Source organism: Streptomyces pinistramenti, from assembly GCF_020564935.1.
Taxonomy (GTDB): Bacteria; Actinomycetota; Actinomycetes; order Streptomycetales; family Streptomycetaceae; genus Streptomyces; species Streptomyces pinistramenti.
This window is the reverse complement of record NZ_JAJCXB010000002.1, coordinates 212,854-235,977: the sequence shown is the minus strand read 5'-3', so window position 1 is coordinate 235,977 and position 23,124 is coordinate 212,854. Positions and strand designations below refer to the sequence as shown.

19 protein-coding genes are annotated in these 23,124 nt (G+C 71.2%); 8 read left to right on the top strand and 11 right to left on the bottom strand.

Translation table 11 applies throughout. The features are described from left to right. Window positions 1–25: 25 nt before the first annotated feature. The gene (locus LIU39_RS02575; protein ID WP_227044057.1) at window positions 26–787 is read left to right on the top strand and encodes a LysR family substrate-binding domain-containing protein; all 762 of its coding nucleotides are present in this window, start codon (window positions 26–28) and stop codon (window positions 785–787) included. Window positions 788–800: 13 nt separating this feature from the next. On the opposite strand, the gene LIU39_RS02570 is transcribed toward LIU39_RS02575, so the two are convergent. Continuing rightward, a complete protein-coding gene (locus LIU39_RS02570) occupies window positions 801–1,235 on the bottom strand; it encodes an Asp23/Gls24 family envelope stress response protein (protein ID WP_227044055.1) in 435 nt (144 codons plus the stop codon). 457 nt (window positions 1,236–1,692) lie between these two features. On the opposite strand from LIU39_RS02570, the gene LIU39_RS02565 reads away from it, so the two are divergent. After that, window positions 1,693–3,000 (top strand): glycosyltransferase 87 family protein, encoded by a 1,308-nt coding sequence (locus LIU39_RS02565; protein ID WP_227044054.1) that lies wholly within the window; start codon window positions 1,693–1,695, stop codon window positions 2,998–3,000. Window positions 3,001–3,072: 72 nt separating this feature from the next. Here LIU39_RS02565 and LIU39_RS02560 read toward each other — a convergent pair whose 3' ends face one another. The 3 genes from LIU39_RS02560 to LIU39_RS02550 all read right to left on the bottom strand — a co-directional run bounded on the left by LIU39_RS02560 (window position 3,073) and on the right by LIU39_RS02550 (window position 8,516). Next, the gene (locus LIU39_RS02560; protein WP_227044051.1) at window positions 3,073–3,396 is read right to left on the bottom strand and encodes a putative quinol monooxygenase; all 324 of its coding nucleotides are present in this window, start codon (window positions 3,394–3,396) and stop codon (window positions 3,073–3,075) included. Window positions 3,397–3,494: 98 nt separating this feature from the next. Next, window positions 3,495–5,759: an FUSC family protein gene (locus LIU39_RS02555; RefSeq protein ID WP_372463779.1), complete on the bottom strand. Its 2,265-nt coding sequence runs from the start codon at window positions 5,757–5,759 to the stop codon at window positions 3,495–3,497. A 126-nt stretch (window positions 5,760–5,885) separates the two neighbouring features. Further along, a complete protein-coding gene (locus LIU39_RS02550; RefSeq protein WP_227044049.1) occupies window positions 5,886–8,516 on the bottom strand; it encodes a PA14 domain-containing protein in 2,631 nt (876 codons plus the stop codon). Between the two features lie 207 nt (window positions 8,517–8,723). On the opposite strand from LIU39_RS02550, the gene LIU39_RS02545 reads away from it, so the two are divergent. Continuing rightward, window positions 8,724–9,560: an arylamine N-acetyltransferase family protein gene (locus tag LIU39_RS02545; RefSeq protein ID WP_227044047.1), complete on the top strand. Its 837-nt coding sequence runs from the start codon at window positions 8,724–8,726 to the stop codon at window positions 9,558–9,560. Window positions 9,561–9,611: 51 nt separating this feature from the next. Here LIU39_RS02545 and LIU39_RS02540 read toward each other — a convergent pair whose 3' ends face one another. From LIU39_RS02540 to glyA, 5 genes are read right to left on the bottom strand one after another with little or no spacing between them, the layout of a single operon-like run. Continuing rightward, entirely contained in the window at window positions 9,612–10,229 is a 618-nt protein-coding gene (locus tag LIU39_RS02540) for a sarcosine oxidase subunit gamma (RefSeq protein WP_227044045.1), read from the bottom strand. Continuing rightward, on the bottom strand, window positions 10,222–13,116 hold the full coding sequence (locus LIU39_RS02535; RefSeq protein ID WP_308409335.1) for a sarcosine oxidase subunit alpha family protein: 2,895 nt from the start codon (window positions 13,114–13,116) through the stop codon (window positions 10,222–10,224). Before LIU39_RS02535 ends, LIU39_RS02540 begins: the two co-directional genes overlap by 8 nt. Next, window positions 13,113–13,463: a sarcosine oxidase subunit delta gene (locus tag LIU39_RS35170; protein ID WP_308409334.1), complete on the bottom strand. Its 351-nt coding sequence runs from the start codon at window positions 13,461–13,463 to the stop codon at window positions 13,113–13,115. The genes LIU39_RS02535 and LIU39_RS35170 overlap by 4 nt, the downstream gene beginning before the upstream one ends. Before the next feature lie 12 nt (window positions 13,464–13,475). Then, window positions 13,476–14,696: a sarcosine oxidase subunit beta family protein gene (locus LIU39_RS02530; protein WP_227044043.1), complete on the bottom strand. Its 1,221-nt coding sequence runs from the start codon at window positions 14,694–14,696 to the stop codon at window positions 13,476–13,478. Further along, the gene (glyA, locus tag LIU39_RS02525) at window positions 14,693–16,045 is read right to left on the bottom strand and encodes a serine hydroxymethyltransferase (protein WP_227044041.1); all 1,353 of its coding nucleotides are present in this window, start codon (window positions 16,043–16,045) and stop codon (window positions 14,693–14,695) included. The genes LIU39_RS02530 and glyA overlap by 4 nt, the downstream gene beginning before the upstream one ends. Before the next feature lie 95 nt (window positions 16,046–16,140). On the opposite strand from glyA, the gene LIU39_RS02520 reads away from it, so the two are divergent. From LIU39_RS02520 to LIU39_RS02505, 4 genes are all read left to right on the top strand, one after another. Continuing rightward, on the top strand, window positions 16,141–16,800 hold the full coding sequence (locus tag LIU39_RS02520; RefSeq protein ID WP_227044039.1) for a GntR family transcriptional regulator: 660 nt from the start codon (window positions 16,141–16,143) through the stop codon (window positions 16,798–16,800). 94 nt (window positions 16,801–16,894) lie between these two features. Next, on the top strand, window positions 16,895–17,998 hold the full coding sequence (locus LIU39_RS02515) for an NAD(P)-dependent alcohol dehydrogenase (RefSeq protein ID WP_227044037.1): 1,104 nt from the start codon (window positions 16,895–16,897) through the stop codon (window positions 17,996–17,998). A gap of 215 nt (window positions 17,999–18,213) precedes the next feature. Further along, complete coding sequence (locus LIU39_RS02510) at window positions 18,214–19,083, top strand: D-alanyl-D-alanine carboxypeptidase family protein (protein WP_372463777.1); 870 nt, start codon at window positions 18,214–18,216, stop codon at window positions 19,081–19,083. A gap of 312 nt (window positions 19,084–19,395) precedes the next feature. Next, on the top strand, window positions 19,396–19,923 hold the full coding sequence (locus LIU39_RS02505) for a DUF4232 domain-containing protein (protein ID WP_227044033.1): 528 nt from the start codon (window positions 19,396–19,398) through the stop codon (window positions 19,921–19,923). 300 nt (window positions 19,924–20,223) lie between these two features. On the opposite strand, the gene LIU39_RS02500 is transcribed toward LIU39_RS02505, so the two are convergent. Then, window positions 20,224–21,327: a chitinase gene (locus LIU39_RS02500; protein WP_227044031.1), complete on the bottom strand. Its 1,104-nt coding sequence runs from the start codon at window positions 21,325–21,327 to the stop codon at window positions 20,224–20,226. 304 nt (window positions 21,328–21,631) lie between these two features. Continuing rightward, window positions 21,632–22,360 carry a class I SAM-dependent methyltransferase gene (locus tag LIU39_RS02495; RefSeq protein ID WP_227044029.1) on the bottom strand — a complete coding sequence of 243 codons (729 nt, stop codon included), beginning with the start codon at window positions 22,358–22,360 and terminating at the stop codon, window positions 21,632–21,634. Between the two features lie 80 nt (window positions 22,361–22,440). Here LIU39_RS02495 and LIU39_RS02490 point away from each other — a divergent pair, with 80 nt between their 5' ends. Next, window positions 22,441–23,091, top strand: coding sequence for an SDR family NAD(P)-dependent oxidoreductase (locus LIU39_RS02490; protein WP_227044027.1), 651 nt, complete (start codon window positions 22,441–22,443; stop codon window positions 23,089–23,091). The last annotated feature ends 33 nt before the right edge of the window (window positions 23,092–23,124 follow it).

The window sequence follows — 23,124 nt, the reverse complement described above, 5'->3', positions numbered from 1 at the left end:
TGACCACGACCGGTAACCTGGCGGGGTGACAGGCTCGGAAGCATCCCCTTCGTTCCGGCTGGCGTATGTCCCGGGAGTGACGCCCACCAAGTGGGTGCGGATCTGGAACGAGCGACTGCCCGGTATCCCGCTGACCCTGACCGCGGTGTCCGCCGCCGAAGCGGGCGAGGTGCTGCGGACCGGCGCCGCCGACGCGGGCTTCGTCCGGCTGCCGATCGACCGGACCGACCTCAGCGCGATCCCGCTCTACACCGAGACGACGGTGGTCGTGGTCCCGAAGGACCACATCGTGGCGGCGGTCGACGAGATCTCCGCGGACGACCTGGCCGACGAGCTGGTGCTGCACCCCCTCGACGACACCCTCGACTGGGAACACCCGCCGGGACGGCCCGCCAACGAGCGGCCCGCCACGACGGCGGACGCCATCGAACTGGTCGCGGCTGGTGTGGGCCTGCTCGTCGTCCCGCAGTCGCTCGCCCGCCTGCACCACCGCAAGGACCTCACCTACCGGCCGGTCTCCGGCGTCCCCGAGTCCCGCGTCGCGCTGTCCTGGCCGGAGGCCGAGACCACCGACCTGGTGGAGGACTTCATCGGGATCGTCCGCGGCCGTACCGTCAACAGCTCACGAGGCCGTTCGCAGCCCCAGGCCGAGCAGCCGAAGCGCAAGCGCCCCGAGTCGGGCGGCACCCGCGCGAAGCCCGCAGGCAAGCCGGCCGGCCGCAACGCCCGCAGCGGCTCCGGCGGTCCCAAGAGCGGCAAACGCGGCAAGCCCCGCCGCCGGTCGTAGGGGTGGAGAGACCCTAGGCCACCCGCTGCCCCGGGCTCCGTTCCTCCTCGGTCTCTTCCTCTTCATCGGGGAGCTTCACGTCGCTGACGGCGATGTTGACCTCCACGACCTCAAGGCCGGTCATCCGCTCGACGGAGGAGATGACGCTCTCCCGTACGGCACCGGCCACTTCGGTGATGGGCTCGCCGTAGTCGACGACGAGATCCAGGTCGATCGCCGTCTGTTTCTCTCCCACGTCGACCTTGACGCCGTGGGTGGGGGTGGCGCCCCCGGGGACGCGCTGGCGCAGGGCTCCGACCGAACGTGACAGCCCGCTGCCGAGTGCGTGCACACCGTCGACGTCCCGAGCGGCGAAGTACGCGACCTTTTCGACGACCGTGCTCGCGATGGTCGTACGGCCGCGCCCTCCGGCTGCGCTCTGCCCGCTCTGTCCTCCGGTCTCGTTCATACCGATCACCTCAAGGCGGCATCGAGGGGAAGTAGTCGATCCACTCCTCACGGTAGAGGCCGATCGGGGGATCTGCCTCTCGGGGCGGCGGTGCGGGACGCTCGGTGCGCGGTCGCGCCGACGGTGAGACGAACGCCACAGGGGGCCGGGCGGGATGGTCGGGTGACGGCCCAACTGTCCGGTGTGCCGCGGGAGTTGGGGTGCCACGCCGTCGTCTCGCGGCACGGATGCCGAGGCTCGCGGTGGGATCGGGATGATCGTCAGTGGCGGTGCGGGCGCCGCAAGGGGGGCAGGGTCGCGCAGCTATACACGGCATGTACAGTCATACTATGATCCACCGCCATCCCTCCAACGGCCTCACCGCATCCGGTTCACCTCACGGTTGCGGCCTCATGCGCTCCGCCGATCCTACCTCCGTTCCCGACAGGCACCGGACCCGCCGAGGGGTCGACGCCTGATGCTGATTCCTGCTCAGAAGCGGCGGTCGGACGCCGACCCGTCATCCGCGTCCGCGGGCGGTGGCCGTCGGTGGGACTGGCCGGTGCTGCTGGTCTGTGCGGTGTCGTCGCTCGCGGTGGGGCTCTCCTCGCCGCCGGACACCTCGCAGCAGGCGTGGGGCATCACCGCGGCGGCCGGGTACCTCGTTGCCGCCCTGGTCGCCCTGAAGTCGGCGAAGCCGTGGGCGCGCATCCCCGCCGTGATCTCCGTCATCGGTGCAGCTGTCATGCCCCTGCTGTATCTCACGGTGATCAGTAAGGAACAGATGGAGGTCGGAGTCGTCGAGCGGGGCGCGGACCTGCTGTTCTCGTCCGGTACCCCGTACAACGCCGCGCCGCACATCGTCGCGGACTTCAACCCCTACCTGCCGGGGATGACGCTCTTCGGGATCCCGCACATGCTGTTCGGCGACACTCCGCTCGGCAGCGCGCGGCTGTGGTTCCTGCTGGGCTTCCTCGCGGCCGCGATCTGCGCCGTGCGGGTGCTGGCCAGGGGCTCGAAGAGCGGCTCGCTCGGCCTGAACGAGAACGTGGGCGGCGGCATGACCGGGGGACTGGGTCTCCTGTGGCTGATCGCCTGCCCGCTGGTCGCGCTGCCCATCGCCATCGGCGGCGTGGACCCGCCGGTCATCGGCCTGATATGCCTGGCCCTCGCCTTCGCGCACCGGGGCGACGCGGGCCGCGCCGGGCTGGCCCTGGGTGCGGCGGCCGCGCTGAAGTGGACGGCCTGGCCCGCCATTCCGGTCCTCGTCGTGATGTTCGCGGTGGTGTACGGGAAGCGTGCTGCGGTCAAGTGCGCGCTGGGCTCCATAGGACTCGCGGTGCTCTCCGCGATACCCGTGGCTCTCGTGGACGGCGGGGCGTTCTACCAGAACGTCGTGCTCTACCCGTTGGGCCTGGGCCCCACGGCGTCGTCCGCGCAGAGCCCGTTGCTCGGCAGCCTGATCGTCTCGCTGGTGCCGAACGGCAAGGCGGTCACCGTCGTGCTCATCGGGCTCAGCGCTCTCGGCGTGGGCATCTCGCTGCTGGTCCGCGCGCCGCGCAACACCGTCGCGGCCGCCAACCGGCTGGCGCTGGGCCTGATCCTGGCCATCGTGCTGTCCCCGGCCACCCGCATCGGCTACCTCATCTACCCCGTCGTGCTCCTCGTCTGGCCGCGCTTCGCCGCGGGCCTGGCGTCCCGACGGCAGGAGGACGACCACGAGGCGGCGGTGGACGTCCCGCAGCCCCGGAAGGGCACCGACGCGGCGCTCACCCCGAACGGCTGACCACCGGCTGACCACCGGACCGCCGGGGGCTCTCCTCAAGGGGAGCCCCCGGCGCGGCAGTTCTGCACCAGGTCAGTCGATGGTCAGCTCGCCCATCGCGCTCCAGCCGGTCGCACCCTCGATCACGGTGCTCACGATCTCCGGCGTGTGCCGCAGCATCGGGCGCATCGTCTCCAGGCCGGCACGGAAGTGCTCGGAGTTCACGTGCGCCGCGGCTGCGTCGTCCTGGAACGCCTCCACCAGGACGAAGGTGTTCGGGTCTTCGAGGCTGCGGGACCACTCGAACCAGAGGTTGCCCGGCTCGGCGCGGCTGCCTTCGGTGAACGCGTCGACGCGGGTGCGCCACTCCTCGACGCATTCGGGCTTTACGGGGAACTTCACGACAATAAAAATCATCCGTCGATTCTACGTCATATGCCGCGCCCCGGCCCGCGCGGCACCGAGTGGAGCAGCAGGTCAGGGCATTGTCGCCGGGCTGTGCCGGACGCCCGCCGTCAGCCCCGTGCGGCCTTGGTCTCGGTGCGGTCGGTGACCGGCACGTCGAGGGGGCGGGCCAGGCCCGCCACTCCCTCGTCCAGGCGCTGGAGATGGCGCAGCACGCGGAAGGCCACCGAGCCGGACGGCGGTGTCGCGGCGCCGTCGCCCTTGATCATCGACGCGATGCTGGCACCGGACTCGACCTTGCTCCCGGTCTCCTCCTCCCTGACGTGCGCGGCGATCACCTCGATGTTGTGGGCGATGCGCAGCCCGGCCCGCTCCAGGCGCGGGTCGGCCGCGACGTTCTTGCTGTGCGGCACCAGCTCGGCCGTCGCCGCCAGCGAACGGGCGTGATACGCGCAGGTCTCCAGCAGCGCCACCAGGTAGCGGGCGGTCTGGCGCCGGCCGCGCAGCGGGGTGATCGGATGCGTCAACGGCTTGGTGGAGGCGCGCAGCTCGTCCAGCGCGGTGTCCAGGTCCCGTGCCCTGCCCAGCAGATCGGATGCCGGACCGCCGCAGAGCTGCTCCACCGCCGCCGACACCACATCGCCCAGCCGGTCCAGGACGGTGCCCAGCAGCTCGTCGGTGCGCCGGTCGGTGTGCACCGGCAGCACCAGCACCGCCGCGATGATCCCGCAGACGGCGCCCAGGGCGGTCTCCTCGATGCGCAGCACCAGCACGTCGAGGCTGTAGGTGTTCAGCAGCGTGTAGAGCAGCCCCAGCATCGCCGTGACGAAGAAGGACATCAGCGCGTACGACAGGGGAGCGGTGAAGAACATCGCGAAGATGAACAGCAGGACGAGGGCGAAGGCGATCCAGGTGTGGTTGCCGACCAGGCCCGCGAGCGCGACACCGGCGATCACCCCGAGGATGGTGCCGATCAGCCGGCGGTAGCCCTTGACCAGGATCTCGCCGGTGGACGCGGTGTTGAGGAAGACCACCCAGCAGGTCAGCACCGCCCAGTACCAGCGCTGGGAGGAGAGGAACTCGCCGCCGATGATGGCCAGCACCGAGCCCACCGAGACCTGGAACGCGGCCCGGGTGGTGAGGCGTTGCAGCCCGGTGCGGTCGTCCTCTTCGGGCTCGTCGGGACCGGCGAGCGCGACGTCCTCCGCGTCGAACTCCTCACGGGAACGGGTGGTCGCAGGCGAGTCATGGGATTCGTCCTGCGGCCCGTCCAGCGCGAGCCGCAGGCCCAGGACGGAACGGGCCGCCTCGCCGAGCCCGCGGAAGACGTCCTGGACGGCGGTCGATGCGCGCGGCAGTTTCTCCTCGTCGCGGTAGCCCAGCAGCCTGTTGCGTACGTGGGCCACACCGGAGCCCTGGCCCGCGGAGGCCGGGCGGGACACCAGCAGGTGCAGGGCGTTGAGGTCCCGGCGGAGCGTGACGGTCGCGTCGTCCTCGACTGTGAACAGGTCTCCGGTGGCCGGTACGGGCGCGTGCGGCAGGTGGAGGGTGAGGGTGTCCGCGCGCTCGGCGCTGCGGGCGTTCAGCAGCAGCATGCCCAGACGCTCCGTGGCGATCTCGGCGTCCGCGACCCGTCGTTGGAGCAGGGCCGCGGTGGCCGCGTCGCGGGAGCCCTCCTCCAGGCGGCTCTGGATCATCAACGCCGCCTCGTGCAGCCGGGCGGTGCGCCGCCGCAGGTCGTCGAGGACCTTGTCCATCTGCTCGGGTTCGGCGTCCAGCAGCTCTATCTGGCCGGCCACGAGCTGCGCGAGCCGGGCCCGGAATGCGTCGCGCAGCCGCTTGAGGATGCGTTGCGGGGTCTCCGGTATGACGGCGAACCTGACGACGGCGCTGCACGCGAAGGCGAGGGCGAGCGTCAGGTACAGCACGGGCAGCTTGGCCACCGATGCGCCCACGAACAGGGAGATGAAGTAGATCTGGAAGCCGATCAGGCCGAGCGCGGTACCGCGGTCGCCGAACCGGCGGCTGTAGACGGCGCCGAAGATCAGCACCACGAAGAACGCGTCGCCCGCGATGACCCGGTGGTTCAGCAGCGCGCCCAGGGACATCGCGGCGAGCGCCACCGGCAGGCCGAGCCCGAGGGTCACCGCCTGGCCGCGTACGTCCTTCTCCTTGATGGCGAAGGTCGACACCATCGCCGCCATCGCGCCCGCGACCATCAGCTTGACGCCGGTGTCGAGCAGGGCGAGGGCGACGAGGGTGAGACCGATCGCGGACACCGTCCGCAGCCCCGCCATCAGCCGCAGCAAACCGGGGTCGGACGCCGAGAAGCGATCCCACGTGCCGGTCCAGACCCGCCGTGTCACTGCCTTCACGCTGCCGGACTCTCCTGATCGCTGCCATGATCCGTGGACGCCTCAGCATCCCATGAGCGGTCACCGCGGGGCGAGTGTGTTCGAGTGGCGGACCGGTGCGCGTCGGGCGAAGGGGTCTCGCGGGGCTCAGGAGGCGGGGCAGTTGGCCGGTACCGGCCGTGACGCGTCCCGGATCAGGGCCTGGTGTGCCGCCTTCAGCCGTTTCACGTCGGGTTTGATCACCCTCCGGTCGTACGTCAGCAGGCCGTTCAACTCGCCCTCGACATCCGTGATCTGCGTGTAGACGGCGCCGTTGCCGCCCTGGCAGGCCAGCTTGCGGACCTCGCCGAGCCGCTCCAGGTAGTCGTCCGTGTACGTCGCGGGGTCCACGTCGATGTACGACTGCTGGACCGACCAGGCGTGGCCGGGCACCGCGAGGCCGAGGCCGCCGTACTCGCCGCTGACCCGGGCCCGTTCGCCGTCGGGCGCGGGCAGTTGGGCGCCCGGGTAGCCGTGGGCGTCGGCGATGTCGCCGTTGCCGCCGTCCACGGCGCCGCAGCAGTTGACGCCGCTCATGTTGTCGACCAGGCGGGCCGGATCCCAGGACTTGGCCTGGCCGGCGACGCGGGCCTGGTCGTACTGGCCCCAGCCCTCGTTGAAGGTGACCCACATGATGACCGAGGGGCTGCTGCGGTGCTGGTCGATCATCGCCTTCATCTCGCGTTCGTACTCGGCGCGCGCGGCGGTGTCCGGAGTGCGGCTCATCGCGGGCATGTCCTGCCAGACCAGCAGCCCCAGCTTGTCGGCCCAGTAGAACCAGCGGTCGGGCTCGACCTTGATGTGTTTGCGGACGGAGTTGAAGCCCATCTTCTTGTGCATCGTCAGGTCGTACGCGAGCGCCTCGTCGGTCGGCGCGGTGTGCAGGCCGTCGGGCCAGAAGCCCTGGTCGAGCGTGGCCATCAGGAAGGTGGGCCGGCCGTTGACGAGGGTGCGCGGGGCGCCGTTCACCTTCGTGACGGCCACCGAGCGCATCCCGAAGTAGCTGCCGACCCGGTCGTGGCCGATGGCGGCCCTGAGCCCGTAGAGGAACGGGTCGTCGGGCGACCACAGATGAGGGTCGGCGATCGTCAGCCGCAGTGGTGTGCCGGTGCGTCCGCGGGCCGTGGCGACCTTCTTCTTCCCGTCGTACGCGGTGGCCGTGAACGGCACCCCGGCGCGTACGCCGCGCGCCTCGACGGTCAGCGTGCGGCGTCCGACGTCGGGGGTGAGCGTGAGGGAGTCGGCGTGGTCGGCGGCGACCGGCTCCATCCACACGGTCTGCCAGATGCCGGACGACGGGGTGTACCAGATGCCGCTGGGGTCCTGGCGCTGCTTGCCGACCGGCGGGTTCGGGCCGTCCGGCGCGTCGGTCGGGTCGTGGACGCCGACGATCAGCTCCTGCGTGCGGCCCGGCCGGAGCGCGTCGGTGACATCGGCGCTGAACCTGTCGTACCCGCCACGGTGCGCGGCGACCTTCGTGCCGTTGACGTACACGGTGGACTGCCAGTCGACGGCGCCGAAGTTGAGGCGCAGCCGCGTGCCGCCGCCGACGTGCCAGCCGGCCGGGACGGTGAAGGTGCGGCGGTACCACATGCGGTCCTCGTGCCGCTCGATGCCGGAGAGCTGGGACTCGACGGGGTAGGGCACCAGGATCTTCTCGCCGAGCCGCTTGCCGACCGGCGGCTTCTCGCCCGCCTTGGCGGCGGCGAACTGCCAGGTGCCGTTGAGGTTCTGCCAGGCGTCACGGGTGAGTTGCGGGCGCGGGTACTCGGGGTGCGCGTTGCCGGGGCCCACCTTGTCGGCCCATGGCGTCCGCAGTTCGTACTGCGAGGAGTTGGGGCCGCTCGCCCAGAAGGATCCGACGGCTTTGCCGTTGCCGCCGGTCAGGCCGCCCTTGCCGTCGTAGCGCAGCTCGGCGGTGCCCGCCGCGCCGCCGCCCTTCTTGCCGACGACGGGTTCCTTGAGGCCGACGAGCAGGACGCGCGGGTCCTCGGGATCGGCGGTGACACTGCCGAGCGGCCAGGTGGCGCCGCCGATGACGGCCTGGAGATGGGTCGCGAGGCCGGCCGGGGGCGCCGCGACGGGCTGCGCGAAGTCGAGCCGGAGCCGGCGGCCGTCCCGGAGCACGGTTGCGGCCACGGCGCCGTCGTAGTCGTAGCCGTCGGGAAGACGGAGGGCTGAGGACGGGACGGCCTTCTTGGCCTCGCCGGGTTCGGTCCAGCGCAGGTGCAGGTTGGAGCCGCCGATGTGCTCGAAGTACTCGATCTTGAGGGCGTGGGCGGTTCCCGCGGTCAACTCCACGGGCCGGGAGGTCTGTTCGTTGTCCCAGTCGTCGACCCAGTGGTCGAGGACGAGCTTGTCGTCCACCCACAGCCGGAAGCCGTTGTCGCCGCTCATCGAGAAGGTGGTGGGCCCCGACTTCTCCGGTACGACCTTGCCGGTCCAGCGGACGCTGGTGTTGTCGTCCTGGCCGGTGGCGTACCGGAGCCGGGAGTCCAGGCTGCCGAAGTCGATGTCCGGGTCGAAGCCGGTGGCCTTGAGCGTGTGGAAGTCGAAGGCGCCGGGCGCGGACTGGGTGTAGTACTCGCCCTTCAGCCCGTGCGGCCCGTCCGTGACGGCTGCCGCGTTCGCGGCGGGCGCAGCGGGAACGGCGGGCGCGGCGCACGCGCCGAGGCCGGCCAGGCCCAGTGCGGCGCCGAGCAGCAGCGCCAGATGTCGTCCGATTCGTCGGGTGCGCACGGGGCCTCCTTGGTGCGGAAGGTGGCGGCTCGTCACCGGTACGGACGGGCGCCCGGTGGTACGGCGCCGACGTGCCGGGAAGGAACTGTGGTGGGCATGACAGCACGGCGCGCGGAGCGCTGTCCAGGCCACTTGGGGCAGGACACCCGGTACGGACGGCCTCCCCCGGGTGGGCCCTCCGGGTACGCGAGGACGGAGGATGGGGCCATGACTACGACGCCCGAGCCGCCCGCCGGCCTCGACCTGCCCGCCTATCTCGACCGGATCGGTCTCGACACCGTCCAGGGCCCCGGCCTCGACTCACTGCGGCGCATCGTGGCCGCGCACGCGCAGACGATCGCGTTCGAGAACCTCAACCCGTTCACCGGCCGGGAGGTCCCGCTCGACCAGGAAGCGCTGACGGCGAAACTGGTGCACGGCGGCCGGGGCGGCTACTGCTTCGAGCAGAACCTGCTGCTCAAGGGTGCCCTGGACGCGCTCGGCTTTCGCACCACAGGGCTCGGGGCCCGCGTGGTGTGGGGCCGCCCGGAAGGGGCCGCACCCGGAGCCCGTACGCACATGCTGCTGCGGGTCGAGCTTCCGCAGGGCCCGCACCTGGTCGACGTGGGATTCGGCGGCGTGACGCTGACCGGCGTGCTCGCGCTGGAGCCCGAGACCGAACAGCCCACCCCGCACGAGCCGTTCCGCCTCTGGCCCGACGGGCGGAACGGCTACGTGCTACAGGCCAAGGTCCGTGACACCTGGCGGCCGGTATACACCTTCGACCTCGGCGAGCAGCTCCTCGCCGACTACCAGGTGAGCAACTACTACCTCTCCCACCACCCCGCCTCGCCGTTCGTCTCCGCCCTGATGGCGGCACGGCCGGCTCCCGACCGCCGCTACGCGCTCAACGGCGCCGCCTTCGCCGTGCACCACCTGGACGGGCCGACCGAACGGCGCACCCTCCAGGGCCCGTCCGAGGTGTGCCAGGTCCTGGAGGAACACTTCCTGCTGGACCTGACGGGCCTGCCCGGTCTCGACGCCGCACTGGCCCGGCTGTTCTGAGCGCCGCCGCCGGTGAGGGCGCCGACCCGGCCGGGGCCCGGACACCGGCCCTCAGTCCACCTCGGGCAGCGCGTACTCGCTCATCGCGTCCATCAGCCAGCGCGCCAGGTGGTCGGCGAACGAGGAGCGCGGCAGCAGGCGGTAGCTGTCGACACCGGTCCGCCAGAGGACGACGGGCACCGGTCCGACCAGGGTGCTGACCGCCTGCCCCCGTCCGAAGACCCGCGGATGCAGATCCAGGGCGCAGCCCTTCTCCAGCACCTGGCGGGCGGCGGGGCCGCGCAGTTCCAGGACGGTGCGGTTCGCCGAGACGTCCACGACGGACCCCGGCTCCTCGCCGAGTGCGGCGGCCAGCTCCGCGGTGGGCGCGGGCGCTCCCGGCGGCGCGACGACCAGCCATTCGTCGGGCCCCAGCCACAGCGTGGTGCGGGATCCGGCGGACGCCGTACGGCCGCACCGCGCGGGCAGGGTGGCGCCCAGGGCCTGCGCGATCCGGCCCGCGGCGGGCGAAGCGGGGTCGACGCGCAGGCTCACCATCGCGGCACAGGGCCACTCGGCCAGCGCCACCGCGCGCGGCCCGGTGACCGTCGCGGCCCGCAGGGCGTCGGTGAGGTGGGCCAGGGGGCTGCGGCGCAGCGCGGCCGGTCCGGTGGCGGTGAGGTCAGCCATCACGCTTGGTCCCTTCGGGGTCGTAGAGCACGGGGGAGTGCACCTCGACGGGCACCAGCTCGTCGCCGTCCACGGCGATGAGGGTGCGGCCTGCCAGGTCGCGGCCGCCGGCGACCAGCGCCAGCGCGAACGGCCGGCCGAGTGCCGGGCTGTAGTAGCTGGAGGTGATGTGGCCGAGCATCGGCACGGGCCCGTCCTCCGGGGTGACGGGCACGCCACGGCCGATGATCTGGGTGCCCTCGGACAGCCGGGTCCTGCGGTCTGCGGGCAGCAGCCCGACCAGGTGCTTGCGGTCCTCGCGCGCGGTGTCGGGCCGGGAGAAGGACCGCTTGCCGACGAAGTCCTTGAGGCGGGAGACGACCCAGGGCATGCCGGCGTCCTGCGGGGTGACCGTGCCGTCGGTGTCCTGGCCGACAATGATGAAGCCCTTCTCGGCGCGGAGCACGTGCATGGCCTCGGTGCCGTACGGGGTGATGCCGAAGGGGCGTCCTGCCTCCTCGGTCTGTTCCCAGACGGCGTGGCCGTACCAGGCCGACACGTTGATCTCGTAGGCGAGTTCGCCGGAGAAGGAGATCCGGCAGACGCGGGCGGGCACGCCACCGGCCAGGGTGGTCTCGCGGAAGGCCATGAAGGGGAAGGCGTCGTTCGAGACGTCCAGGGCGGGCGCGAGGCGGGCGATGACGTCGCGGGAGCGGGGACCGACCACGGCGACGGTGGTCCACTGCTCGGTGACCGAGGTGCACATGACGTCCAGCTCCGGCCATTCGGTCTGCAGCCACTCCTCCAGCCAGTCCAGTACGGCGGCGGCGTTTCCGGTCGTGGTGGTCATGAAGTAGCGGTCGTCGGCGAGGCGGAGGGTGACGCCGTCGTCGAAGATCATGCCGTCCGCCGTGCACATCACGCCGTAGCGGGCGAAGCCGGGCTTCAGCTTCTTGAAGCCGTTGGTGTAGATGCGGTTGAGGAATTCGCCCGCGTCCGCGCCCCGGATCTCGATCTTGCCGAGGGTGGACGCGTCCATGAACGCCACCCCTTCCCGGGCCGCCCGGCACTCGCGGATCACCGCGCGGTCCATGTCCTCGCCGGGCCGCGGGTAGTACCGGGGCCGCTTCCACTGGCCGACGTCCTCGAACACCGCGCCCCGCCCGACGTGCCAGTCGTGCACCGCCGTCCTGCGCTCGGGGGCGAAGAGCGCGCCCCGCTCGCGGCCGGCCAGCGCCGCGAAGGCCACGGGCGTGTAGGGCGCGCGGTAGGTGGTGGTGCCGAGCGCCCCGGGCGAACTCACGCCGAGCAGCGTCCCGATGACGCCGATCGCGTTGACGCCGGAGGTCTTGCCCTGGTCGCCCGCGGTGCCGAGCGAGGTGTAGCGCTTGACGTGCTCGGCGTCGCGCATACCGGCGCCGGTGGAGCGCCGCATGTCGGCGACGGTGACATCGCGCTGGAGGTCGACGAAGTGGGTGTCCTCGTCGCCGTCGTCGCCGGGGATCAGCCACAGGGGGCGCACGGTCCCGGGCCCGGCGGATCCGGCCGCCCACGGGGGCGGCTCGTCCGGCGCCGGTGCCCCCGGATGCCCGGCTGCCGCCGCCGCACGGGCCCCGGCCTGCGCGCCATCGGCCAGACAGCCCGCGAGATCGTAGGTGCCGCGGGCGGCACCGGCCGACTGCTGGTCATCGACCGGGCCGCCGGGGACGAAGGCGGCGCGGTCCGCGTCCCAGCGCAGCGCGCCCTGCCGCTGGCTGTGCAGGTGCACCGCCGGGCTCCAGCCGCCGGACACCGCCAGCAGATCGCAGGCGAAGGACCGTCCGGGCCCGGCGGGCTGCCCCTCGTCGTCCAGTGCGCGGACGGTGACGCCGGTGAGCCGGGCCGCGCCCGCGGTGCCGGTCACGGCGCTCGCGGTGCTCACCGGCACACCGGTCGCATCGGCGAACTCTGCTGCTCTGGTGGACAGGTGGGGACGGGAATCGACGACGGCCGCGACGGTGACTCCGGCCGCGTGCAGGTCGGCGGCCGTGTCGTAGGCGCTGTCGTTGGTGGTGGCGACCACGGCCCGCGCACCGGGCGCCACCGCGTAGCGGTTGACGTAGGTGCGCACCGCCGATGCCAGCATCACGCCGGGCCGGTCGTTGCCCGCGAACACCAGCGGCCGCTCATGGGCGCCGGTCGCCAGGACGACCTGGCGGGCCCTGACGTGCCACAGCCGCTGCCGCGAGACCCCGGCCGGGGCGCCCGCGCCGAGGTGGTCGGTGCGCCGCTGCACGGCCAGCACGTAGTTGCCGTCGTACGAGCCGAAGGCGCTGGTGCGGGTGAGTACTCGGGTATCGGGCGCGGCGTCGAGCGCGGCACGGGCCGCGGCGGCCCAGGCGCGGGCGGCCTCGCCGGAGCCGGTGCCGTCGCCGTCGCCTTCGGAGAGCAACGCGCCGCCGGTTTCCGGCTGTTCGTCGACGAGGACGACCCGTGCGCCGGCCCCGGTCGCCGCGGCGGCCGCCGCGAGTCCTGCCGGTCCCGCGCCGATGACCAGGACGTCGGTGTGCACGTACTTCTTGTCGTAGACCGCGGTGTCCGGCGTCGGGTCCAGCCTGCCGCGGCCGGAGAGCGTGGTGGCGGCGAGACCGTCGTACAGCTCGACGGTGGTGGCAGGCAGCATCCCCTCCGAGCACGGACCGGCCAGCTGGAGAAGGGCGTTGGGCTCATCGACACCTGCGGCGACGATGCCGCGCGGGCGCCCGCGGTAGAGGGAGGGCGCCACCTCGATGATGCCGCTTGCGAGCATCGCGGAGGCGACGGTGTCACCCGGGTGGCCGGTCAGCTCCCGCCCGTCGAGGGTGAAGCGGAGCGTGGTGGTGCGGTCGATGCGGCCGCCGTGCGGCAGCCTGCGGTGCTGCTCGGTCATCGGTTCCCTCCGGAGGATCCGGCCGCCCGGCGGTCGCCCGGGGACGGTGGTGCGGTGGGTGTCTCGACGGGCTGCGGCGAGGGCCGTGGTTCGTGCGGCCGGTACGTGGCCAGAATCCGGTAACTCGCGGTGTCCCGCAGGGCGTTGAACCAGCGGCGGCACCCGGTGGCGTGCATCCACCGCTCGGCGAACGGCCCCTTGGGGTTCTCGCGGTAGAAGACGTACTCGGCCCACTGCCGGTCGTCGAGGGCCGCGGGGTCGGCGGGGTGGGGGACGTGGGCCTGGCCCCCGTAGTGGAACTCGGTCTCGTCGCGCGGACCGCACCACGGGCATGTCACAAGGAGCACGGTGACCTTCTTTCAGTGGGCCACGGCGGCGGCGCCGTGTTCGTCGATGAGCGCCCCCGTGGTGAACCGGTCGAGGGAGAAGGGTTCGTTGAGCGGGTGCGGGACGCCGGTGGCGAGGGTGTGCGCGAAGGTCCAGCCGGCCGCCGGGGTGGCCTTGAAACCGCCGGTTCCCCAGCCGCAGTTGACGAAGAGGCCGTCGACGGGGGTGGCGCCGATGATCGGCGAGGCGTCGGGTGTGACGTCCACGATGCCGCCCCAGGTGCGCAGCACGTGCGCGCGGGCGAAGACCGGGAACAGCTCGACCGCCGCCGCCATCTGCTGCTCGATGACGTGGAACGCGCCGCGCTGCCCGTACCCGTTGTACGCGTCGACGCCGGCGCCCATCACCAGCTCGCCCTTGTGCGCCTGCGAGACGTACACATGCACGTGGTTGGACATGACCACGGTCGGATGGACCGGCTCGTGGAGTTCGGAGACCAGCGCCTGGAGCGGGTGGGACTGCACCGGCAGCCGGAATCCGGCCAGTTCGGCAAGGACGCTGCTGTGGCCGGCGGCGGCCAGCCCGACCCGTCCGGCGTGGATGCGGCCCCGGGTGGTCTCGACGCCGGTGACCCGGTTCCCGTCCTTCAGGAACCCGGTGACCTCGCACCCCTGGATGAGGTCGACCCCCAGCGCGTCCGCCCGCCGGGCCAGCGCCCAGGCGACGTGGTCGTGCTTGGCGATGCCGGCCCGCGGCTGGTATGTGCCGCCGAGCACGGGATAGCGGGTGTCGGGTGAGGTGTTGAGGATCGGGCAGACCTCGGCGATCTCGTCGGGGCCGAGCCACACCGAGTCCACGCCGTTGAGCCGGTTGGCGTTGGCCCGGCGGGTGCCCTCCCGTACGTCCTGGAGGGTGTGCGCGAGGTTGAGGACGCCGCGCTGGCTGAAGAGGAAGTCGTAGTCCAGCTCGTCGGGCAGTCCCTCCCACAGCTTCAGCGCGTGCTCGTAGAGCGCCGCGCTCTCGTCCCAGAGGTAGTTGGAGCGGATGATCGTGGTGTTGCGGGCCATGTTGCCGCCCGCCAGCCAGCCCTTCTCCAGGACGGCGACATTCGTGATGCCGTGCACCGACGCGAGGTAGTAGGCGGTGGCGAGGCCGTGCCCGCCGCCGCCGACGATGACGACGTCGTAGGACGAGCGGGGCTCGGGATTGCGCCAGAGGGGCTCGGGGTGCTCGGGGAGGGGCTCGGTGGTCATCCGGCGGATCCCTTCAGGTGGCCGTGGGCGGAGAGGTCGTCGTAGAGCGGAAACGCCTTGGCGAGCGCCGCGACCCGGTCGCGCAGGGCGGCGGCCCGCGCCTCGCTCAGCTCCTGGTGAGGCGCGCCCGGATCGCCCATCAGGGCCTGCGCGATGACGTCCGAGACCTCGCGGAACTCCTCGGTGCGAAAGCCTCGGGCCGCCAGCGCGGGGGTGCCGATGCGCAGCCCCGACGACACCATCGGGGGCCGCGGATCGAAGGGCACCGCGTTGCGGTTGACGGTGATGCCGATGCGGTGCAGCCGGTCCTCGGCCTGCCGGCCGTCCAGCGCGGAGTTCCGCAGGTCGACGAGGACGAGATGGACCTCGGTGCCGCCGGTGAGCACGGAGATACCCGCATCGGCGGCATCGTCGGCCAGCAGCCGCCCGGCCAGCGCCCGCGCGCCGTCCAGGGTGCGTTGCTGGCGCGCACGGAACGCGGGGGTTGCGGCGACGCGCAGGGCGACCGCCTTCGCCGCGATGACGTGCTCCAGCGGCCCGCCCTGCTGGCCGGGGAACACCGCGCTGTTGATCTTCTTGGCGAGCGCGGCCCGGCTCAGGATCACCCCGCCGCGCGGTCCGCCCAGCGTCTTGTGCGTGGTCGTGGTGACCACATCGGCGTATGGCACGGGGCTGGGGTGAAGACCGGCGGCGACCAGACCCGCGAAGTGGGCCATGTCCACCAGCAGATACGCGCCGACCTCGTCCGCGATCCGGCGGAAGGCGGCGAAGTCGAGCCGCCGCGGATAGGCCGACCAGCCCGCGACGATCATCTTCGGCCGGTGCTGCCGGGCGAGCCTCTCCACCTCGTCCATGTCGACCCGCAGGTCGGATGCGCGGACGTGGTACGGGACGACGTCGTAGAGCCGGCCGGAGAAGTTGAGGCGCATCCCGTGCGTGAGGTGGCCGCCGTGCGCCAGGTCGAGGCCGAGGAGGGTGTCGCCCGGCTCCAGCAGCGCGGCCATGGCGTCGGCGTTGGCCTGCGCGCCGGAGTGCGGCTGCACATTGGCCGCTTCGGCGCCGAAGAGTTCCTTGGCGCGGGCGACGGCGAGGCGCTCGATGACGTCGACGTGTTCGCAGCCGCCGTAGTAGCGGCGGCCGGGGTAGCCCTCGGCGTACTTGTTGGTGAGGACCGATCCCTGCGCCTGCATCACCGCCGTCGGCGCGAAGTTCTCCGACGCGATCATTTCGAGGGTCGACTGCTGGCGGTCCAGTTCGGCGTCGATCGCGGCGGCGACCTCGGGGTCGAGCGTGCTCAGCGGGAGGGTGAGGGAGGAGGCGTCCGTGGTGACCGAAGGGTTCGCTGGCATCTGCGCACCGTCCTAAAATGCGTCTGACGAGCAACTGATATATCAGAAGCTTGCGGTAACGTATGGGAGTCAACGGAACAGGTCAAGGGGGCCGGATGAAGCGCGCGGAGCCCGGAGTTGAGGAGATCTCGCTCGCCGAGCGTGCCTACCGCGCCATCCGCGACCGGCTCGTCATGCTGGAGATCCGCCCGGGAGCCCCGATCAGCGAGGACCAGCTGGCACAGTCACTCGGACTCGGCCGCACCCCGGTCCGCGAGGCACTCAAGCGCCTCCAGTACGAACGGCTGATCGCCACCTACCCGCGGCGCGGCACCTTCGCCACCGAGGTCAACATCACGGACCTGGCCCATATGTCCGAAGTGCGCCGCCAGTTGGAGCCGATGGCCGCCGCGCAGGCCGCGCGACGCGCCACGGACGGCCACCGCGTCGCCCTCACCGCCCTCCTCGAAGAGCTGGAGGACGACACCGCAGCGCAGCGCAGCGCCGAGACGCTGATGCGCCTGGACCTCCAGGTCCACCGCGCCGTGTACGCCGCGACGCGCAACCCGTACCTCGAAGACACCCTCGTGCACTACGACAACCTGGCCACCCGCGTGTGGTGCCTCTTCGTCGACCGGCTGCCCGGCATGGCGGGACACATCGGCGAGCACGGCCCGCTGCTGCGCGCCGTCATCGCCGGCGACGCGGACAAGGCGGCCGAACTCGCCGACCGTCACGTCGAGGGCTTCGAACGGGCCATCCGCGCCGCTGTCTGACGCCGCGCACCACCTCGCCATAACCCCCGAACGAGCAGGCCGCATAAGGTATTTGACGAGCCCGTCACCCCTGTCGTCAGCAAGGAGCCGCTCGATGCCCAGGACCCTCGCCGCCGTACTGCGCGCCGCCCGCACGCCGCTGTCCATCGAGCCTGTCGACGTGGAGGCGCCGCGCGACGACGAGGTGCTGGTCAAGGTGACCGCGTCCGGCGTCTGCCACACCGACCTCGGGGTGATGGCGACCGCGGATGCGGCGCAGCTGCCGCTGATCCTCGGGCACGAAGGCGCCGGCGTGGTGGAACAGGTCGGCGCATCCGTCACCGAGGTCGAGGCCGGCGACCACGTCGTGCTCAGTTACGCCTACTGCGGCGACTGCGCCCGTTGCAAGGCCGGCCGGTTCGTCCACTGCCGCGACATGAAGGCGCTGAACTTCGGCGGCGCCCGCGCCGACGGCACCACCGCGTACCGCGCCGAAGGCGAGTCGGTGCACGGCCACTTCTTCGGCCAGTCCTCGTGGGCGGCGCACGTCGTGACCACGCCGCGCAATGTCGTCAAGGTGGACCGTGACCTGCCGCTGGAACTGCTGGGCCCGCTGGGGTGCGGGATCCAGACCGGCGCAGGAGCCGTGCTGAACACCCTGGACCCGGCGCCGGGCAGCACGCTCGCCGTCTTCGGCGCGGGCTCGGTCGGCCTCTCGGCGGTCATGGCGGCGAAGGTGGCGGGCTGCGCGGCGATCATCGCCGTCGACCCGCAGGAGAGCCGCCGCGCGCTGGCTGCCGAACTGGGCGCCACGCACGTCCTGGACCCCGCGGACGAGGACCCGGCCGCGGCCGTCGTACGGATCACCGGCGGCGGGGCGGATCACGCGGTCGACTGCATCGGCTTCCCCGCTGTCGTGCGCCAGGCGATGGAGTGCCTGGCCGTGCCCGGCGTCTGCGCCACGGTCGGATTCCAGGGCACCGCCAATGACATCACCATCGACCAGGGCCATTTGCTCTTCGGCCGTTCGCTGATCGGCGTCATCGAGGGCGACGCCGACCCGCACGCCTTCATTCCGCGGCTGATCTTGCTCCACCGGGAAGGCCGGTTCCCGTTCGACCGGCTCGTCGAGGTATTCCCCTTCGACGAGATCAACGAGGCGATCGACGCGGCTCATCACGGAAAGGTCACCAAGGCCGTGGTCAGGTTCCCGTCGTGATGTGGTAAAGGCGACAGAATTCCGCCGCGCATACGAGGTTTTGAGGAACTGTCATCCGTCGAACGGCACTTAGTTGGCTCGAACCGGAGGATAATAATCCTGCGGGTGTGCATCCATGCACCCGTCTCATGCGTCTCATGGGCAAACGGGCATCCTCATGTGCCCGTCCTGTAAGGGTATTTGGAGCATTTATCTTGAAAATCGGAAATAGGGGCATGAAGCGCACTTCCGCGGTTGTCGTCACCGCGGGAGCCGTCCTGTCCGCCGGGGCGTTCACCGTCCCGGCGCAGGCTGCCGCGCCCAAGGCGCCGTCGATCGTCGCCAAGGGCGGCTTCGTCATGAACAACGGCTCGGGGAAGACTCTCTTCACCAAGGCCGCGGACACTCGGCGTTCGACCGGTTCCACCACCAAGATCATGACCGCCCGGGTGGTGCTCGGGCAGAAGAATCTCAACCTGAACTCCAAGGTCACGATCCAGAAGGCGTACAGCGACTACATCGTCTCGAAGGGCGCGTCTTCGGCGCGCCTCATCGTCGGCGACAAGGTCACTGTCGGTCAGCTGCTGTACGGGCTGATGCTCCCGTCCGGCTGCGACGCGGCGTACGCGCTGGCCGACAAGTTCGGCAGCGGCTCCACCCGGGCCGCCCGCGTGAAGTCGTTCATCGGCAAGATGAACGCCACCGCCAAGAGCCTCGGCCTGAAGAACACGCACTTCGACTCGTTCGACGGCATCGGTCACGGCGCGAACTACTCGACGCCGCGCGACCTGACGAAGCTCGCCAGCAGCGCGATGAAGTACTCCACCTTCCGCAACGTCGTGAAGACGAAGTCGACGACGCAGAAGGTCACGATGAAGAGCGGTGGCTACCGCAACATGTCGTGGACCAACACGAACACCCTGCTCGGCAGCTACAAGGGCGCGATCGGCGTCAAGACCGGCTCGGGCCCGGAGGCCAAGTACTGCCTCGTCTTCGCCGCCACCCGCGGCAGCAAGACGGTCATCGGCACCGTCCTCACGTCCTCCTCGGTTGCCAACCGCACGGCGGACGCGAAGAAGCTGATGGACTACGGCTTCAAGAAGTAACACCGCCGGCACCCGGCAGGGGCCTGTCCGCTACCTCCGGGTGGCGGGCAGGCCCCTTCGCCGTGCGGGACCGCTGCGGCACCAACGCCCGTACGTTAGTGATCCGTTAGCCGTTCGCCAGCGCCGCCCTGCACTGTGGTGTGCGGGGGGAAACGAACGCGACGTCACCGGCCGGAAACGTGTGCGGTTCCGCCGTCCGCGGCCGTCGCGCGACGCACGCGCGAGGCACGCGGCACGGAACGGGCCGGCCCCCCGAAGCCGCGGCGTCGGTCGCTTCCCCCGTTCTGATACGGATTCGAGGAGATGATGACCATGCGTGGTCTGCGTACCGCCCTTATTGCCACCGCCGCCGTCGCGCTCGTCGGCGGGATGACCGCGGGTGTCGCTTCCGCCGCGACCACCGGCGCGTCCGGCGCCGGGGCCTGCCAGCCGGGGACGCTGAAGGTGACGACCACCGACGCGGGCGGCACCCAGGCGGGCATGAACCATGCGGGGACCTACCTGACGGTCAAGAACACCGGCAAGACCGGCTGCTCGCTGAGCGGTTACCCGGGCCTCGCCCTGGAAGGCAAGGGCCACACGGCACTCAAGACGACGGCGCGGCACGGCGACACCTACTTCGCCAAGGACCCCGGAGCCCACAAGATCACCCTGAAGCCGGGCCAGGCCGCCTACGCCGACCTGGTCTGGACGCACACCGGCGCCTCCACCGCCCACGCCAAGTACCTCCAGATCTCCCCGACCGGAAGCAACGCGCACAGCGTCATATCCTTCGACCAGGAAGTGGACAACGGCACGCTGGCCGTCACCGCCTGGTCGGCGAAGCTGCCGGTTTCCTGATCCTCTGTAGCGCGGGCCGGCACCCTCAATTCGAGGGCGCCGGCCCGCAGCCATAAGCAAATGAACGTACGGCATCTCCCTTTTCCGGGACGGCAGTTCAACCGTTTTCTTTGTATCCGCCTGACGAGTGCTTCGCTCCGATGGCGCGCGCCCGGCGCAATACCGTCAACGTAGGGTTCGAATGTGCCGGAAAGCCCCCGCTTCCTTGTCGGTTCACGGGAATCCTCTCCGCCTCAACTCGTCCCCCTTGAGGCGGATATGGAAGCCGGGGCGAATTCCGGCGTGCCGCTCAGGAATTCCTCAACGCCCTTGCAGAGACCTGGCGTTGTCGCCGAACGTCCATCCCTTGGAACCGTCCCAGTTGATCGACCAGGTCATGAGTCCCTTCAGCCCGTTCGCGTAGGTGCTCCACGCCTTCGACACCAGGTCCGGTGTCATGTAGCCGCCCCCGGCGCCTGCCTGGGCGGGCAGTCCGGGGACCTGCTTGTCGTAGGGCACCTTGATCGTGGTGCCCTGGACGACCAGCCCCTTGTCGAGGCAGTCGGTCTGGGCGGTGAACCCCTCGACGGTGCCAGCGGAGTACGAGTCGCCGGAGCATCCGTACATGCTGCCGTTGTAGTACTGCATGTTGAGCCACCACAGGCGGCCGTTGTCCGCGTACTTCTTCACGATGGGCAGGTACGCGCCCCAGATCGAGCCGTAGGTCACGCTGCCGCCGGTGACGTACGCCGTCTCGGGCGCCATCGTCAGGCCGAAGTTCGACGGCATCTGCCCGAGGATGCCGTCGATGATGCGGATGAGGTTGGACTGCGAGGGCGACAGCTTGTTGATGTCGCCGCTGCCGCTGAGGCCGGTCTCGATGTCGATGTCGATGCCGTCGAAGTGGTACTTCTTCAGGATCGGCACGAGCGTCTCGACGAACCGGTCGGCGACGGTGCTGGAGCTGAGGTCGATGCCGGCCGTCGCGCCGCCGATGGACATCAGGACGGTGAGGCCGTCACTCTTCGCCTGGCACATCTCCTCCGGCGTCGCGACCTTCACCGTCGAGTCCATCCCGTCCTCCCACAGGGCGGTGCCGTCCGAACGGACCACGGGGAAGGCGGCGTTGATGACGTTGTATCCGTGGTCACGGATCCGCTTGTCGGTGATCGGAATCCAGCCCAGCGGCGGGTGCACGCCGTTCGATGCGCCGTCCCAGTTCTCCCAGTAGCCCTGGACGACCTTCCCCGCGGGCTTGGATCTGACCGCGCAGGGGTCGTCCTTCGGTGCGTGGGCGGCACGCGCGGCCGGGACGCTCGGTGCGTGCGAGACGGCGGGGGCGCTCGGTGCCGCGGCGAGCAGCAGTTGCGTGACGAAGGCTGTTGCCAGGCCGATTCCCAGCAGGTGTGACGTCCGACGTTTCATGCTGTGCTCCCTTCTTGCCATGGCGGGCCCGCAGCGCATCCGCTGCGGTGCCCGTGGGGGCATGGCGCGGGGTGGGTGGGTAGCAGCCACCGGTGGTCGCGCCGCGTCGCATGCCGGTCGGCCGGCCGGCGGTGGAGCGGGGAGGGGGTGGCCTGGAGGCGTACGTGAAGTGACGCGGTGGCGCGCCACACCGTAAGTTGGTCCAGACCTGTCGTCAAGAGGTCTGGACCTACTCGGGGCAGCGTGCGGTCCGTACGTGAGAGGCCGTCGGCGCCGCGCATCGGCGGCACGAACGCGACGGGGGTCAGACCCTGGTGGCCACCACCAGGCGGCAGCGCGGGCTGCGGTCCGATCGCAGGCCCAACTCCGGCAGGTCACGCAGGCGTACCGAGAAACCGGCCCGTACCAGCTCCGCCCTGACCTCCGTCAGACGGAACGGCCGGTAGTACATGACGAAGGCCGGGCGCCACAGAAGATTGCGCACCCGCATCGCCGCGTCGAAGGCCGCCACGGCCCAGTACAGCGAGCTTCCCGGGCGCGCGGGGGCCGCGAGGGGGAAGACGAACCGTCCGCCCGGCCGCAGGACGGCGTGCACCCGCGCGAACACGCCGGGCCATTCGCGCGGCAGGAAGTGGCCGAACGCCCCGAAGCTGACCGCCAGATCGAAGACCGGCCCGAACGGCAGGGCCCGCGCATCGCCGCGCACCCAGTTCACTCGCGGCCCGCCATCGGCGACGGGCTGCGCACGCCGCGCCACCGTGAGCATCCCGGCGCTGAGGTCCACGCCCACGGCCCGCGTCCGGCACACCTGCCGCAGCACGCCCATCCCGGCGCCGGTGCCGCAGCACAGGTCAAGTCCGCTGTGGAACGGCCCCAGTTCGCGGACGGCCGCCGCCGTGGCGTCCAGCACGGCATCCGGTGTCCGGAAGGGCGTGTGGTCGAACTTGGGGGCGAGCAGGTCGTAGCCGCGTTCCACCGACGACAGCGCCTGCTGGGTGAGTTCGCGGAGCGTGGGACCTTCACGGGTGAACATGGCGGCCCAGCATACGGGTGCCGGGTCTGCGGGAGAGGGGAAGAATGGGGGGGCGAACGCGATGGCCGGGGGGAAAGATCATGCAGATACATCACGCCGCTGCCCCGGTCACCGGGGCGAACCGCGGTCTCGGCCTGGTCTTCGCGCGTGCCCTGCTCGACCGCGGGGCGAAGGCCGTCTACGGGGCCGCGCGGGATCCGTCGGCCGTCACGGATCCCGGCGTCGTCCCCGTCGCCCTGGACGTCACGGATCCGGCGCAGGTGACGGTCGCCGCCGCGCGCTGCGCCGGGGTGGACCTGCTGATCAACAACGCCGCGGCGATGTCGGCGAGCCCGCTGATCGGCATGGACGCCGGCGACGGTGCCCGCAGCGAAATGGAGGTCAACTACTTCGGCACGCCGGCCATGTGCCGGGCCTTCGCGCCGGTGCTCGCCAGGAACGGCGGCGCGCAGGTCAACATGCTGTCGGTGGTGAGCTGGTTCACCGACCCCGCATCCGGTTCCTACTCCGCCTCCCAGGCCGCGGCCTGGGCGCCGACCAACGGCGTCAGGGTCGAACTGCGGGGCCAGGGCACGCTGGTCGTCGGCGTACACGCGGGTCTCATCGACACGGACATGGCCGCACATGTCGAAGCCCCAAGAGCCGCCCCGAGCACGTCGCCGCGCAGGCGCTCGACGCGGTGGACGCCAGGGAGGAGGAAGTGCTCGCGGACGCCGCCGCCCGGCGCGTGAAACGCTCCCTGCCGCACGACCTGGAGACGTTCC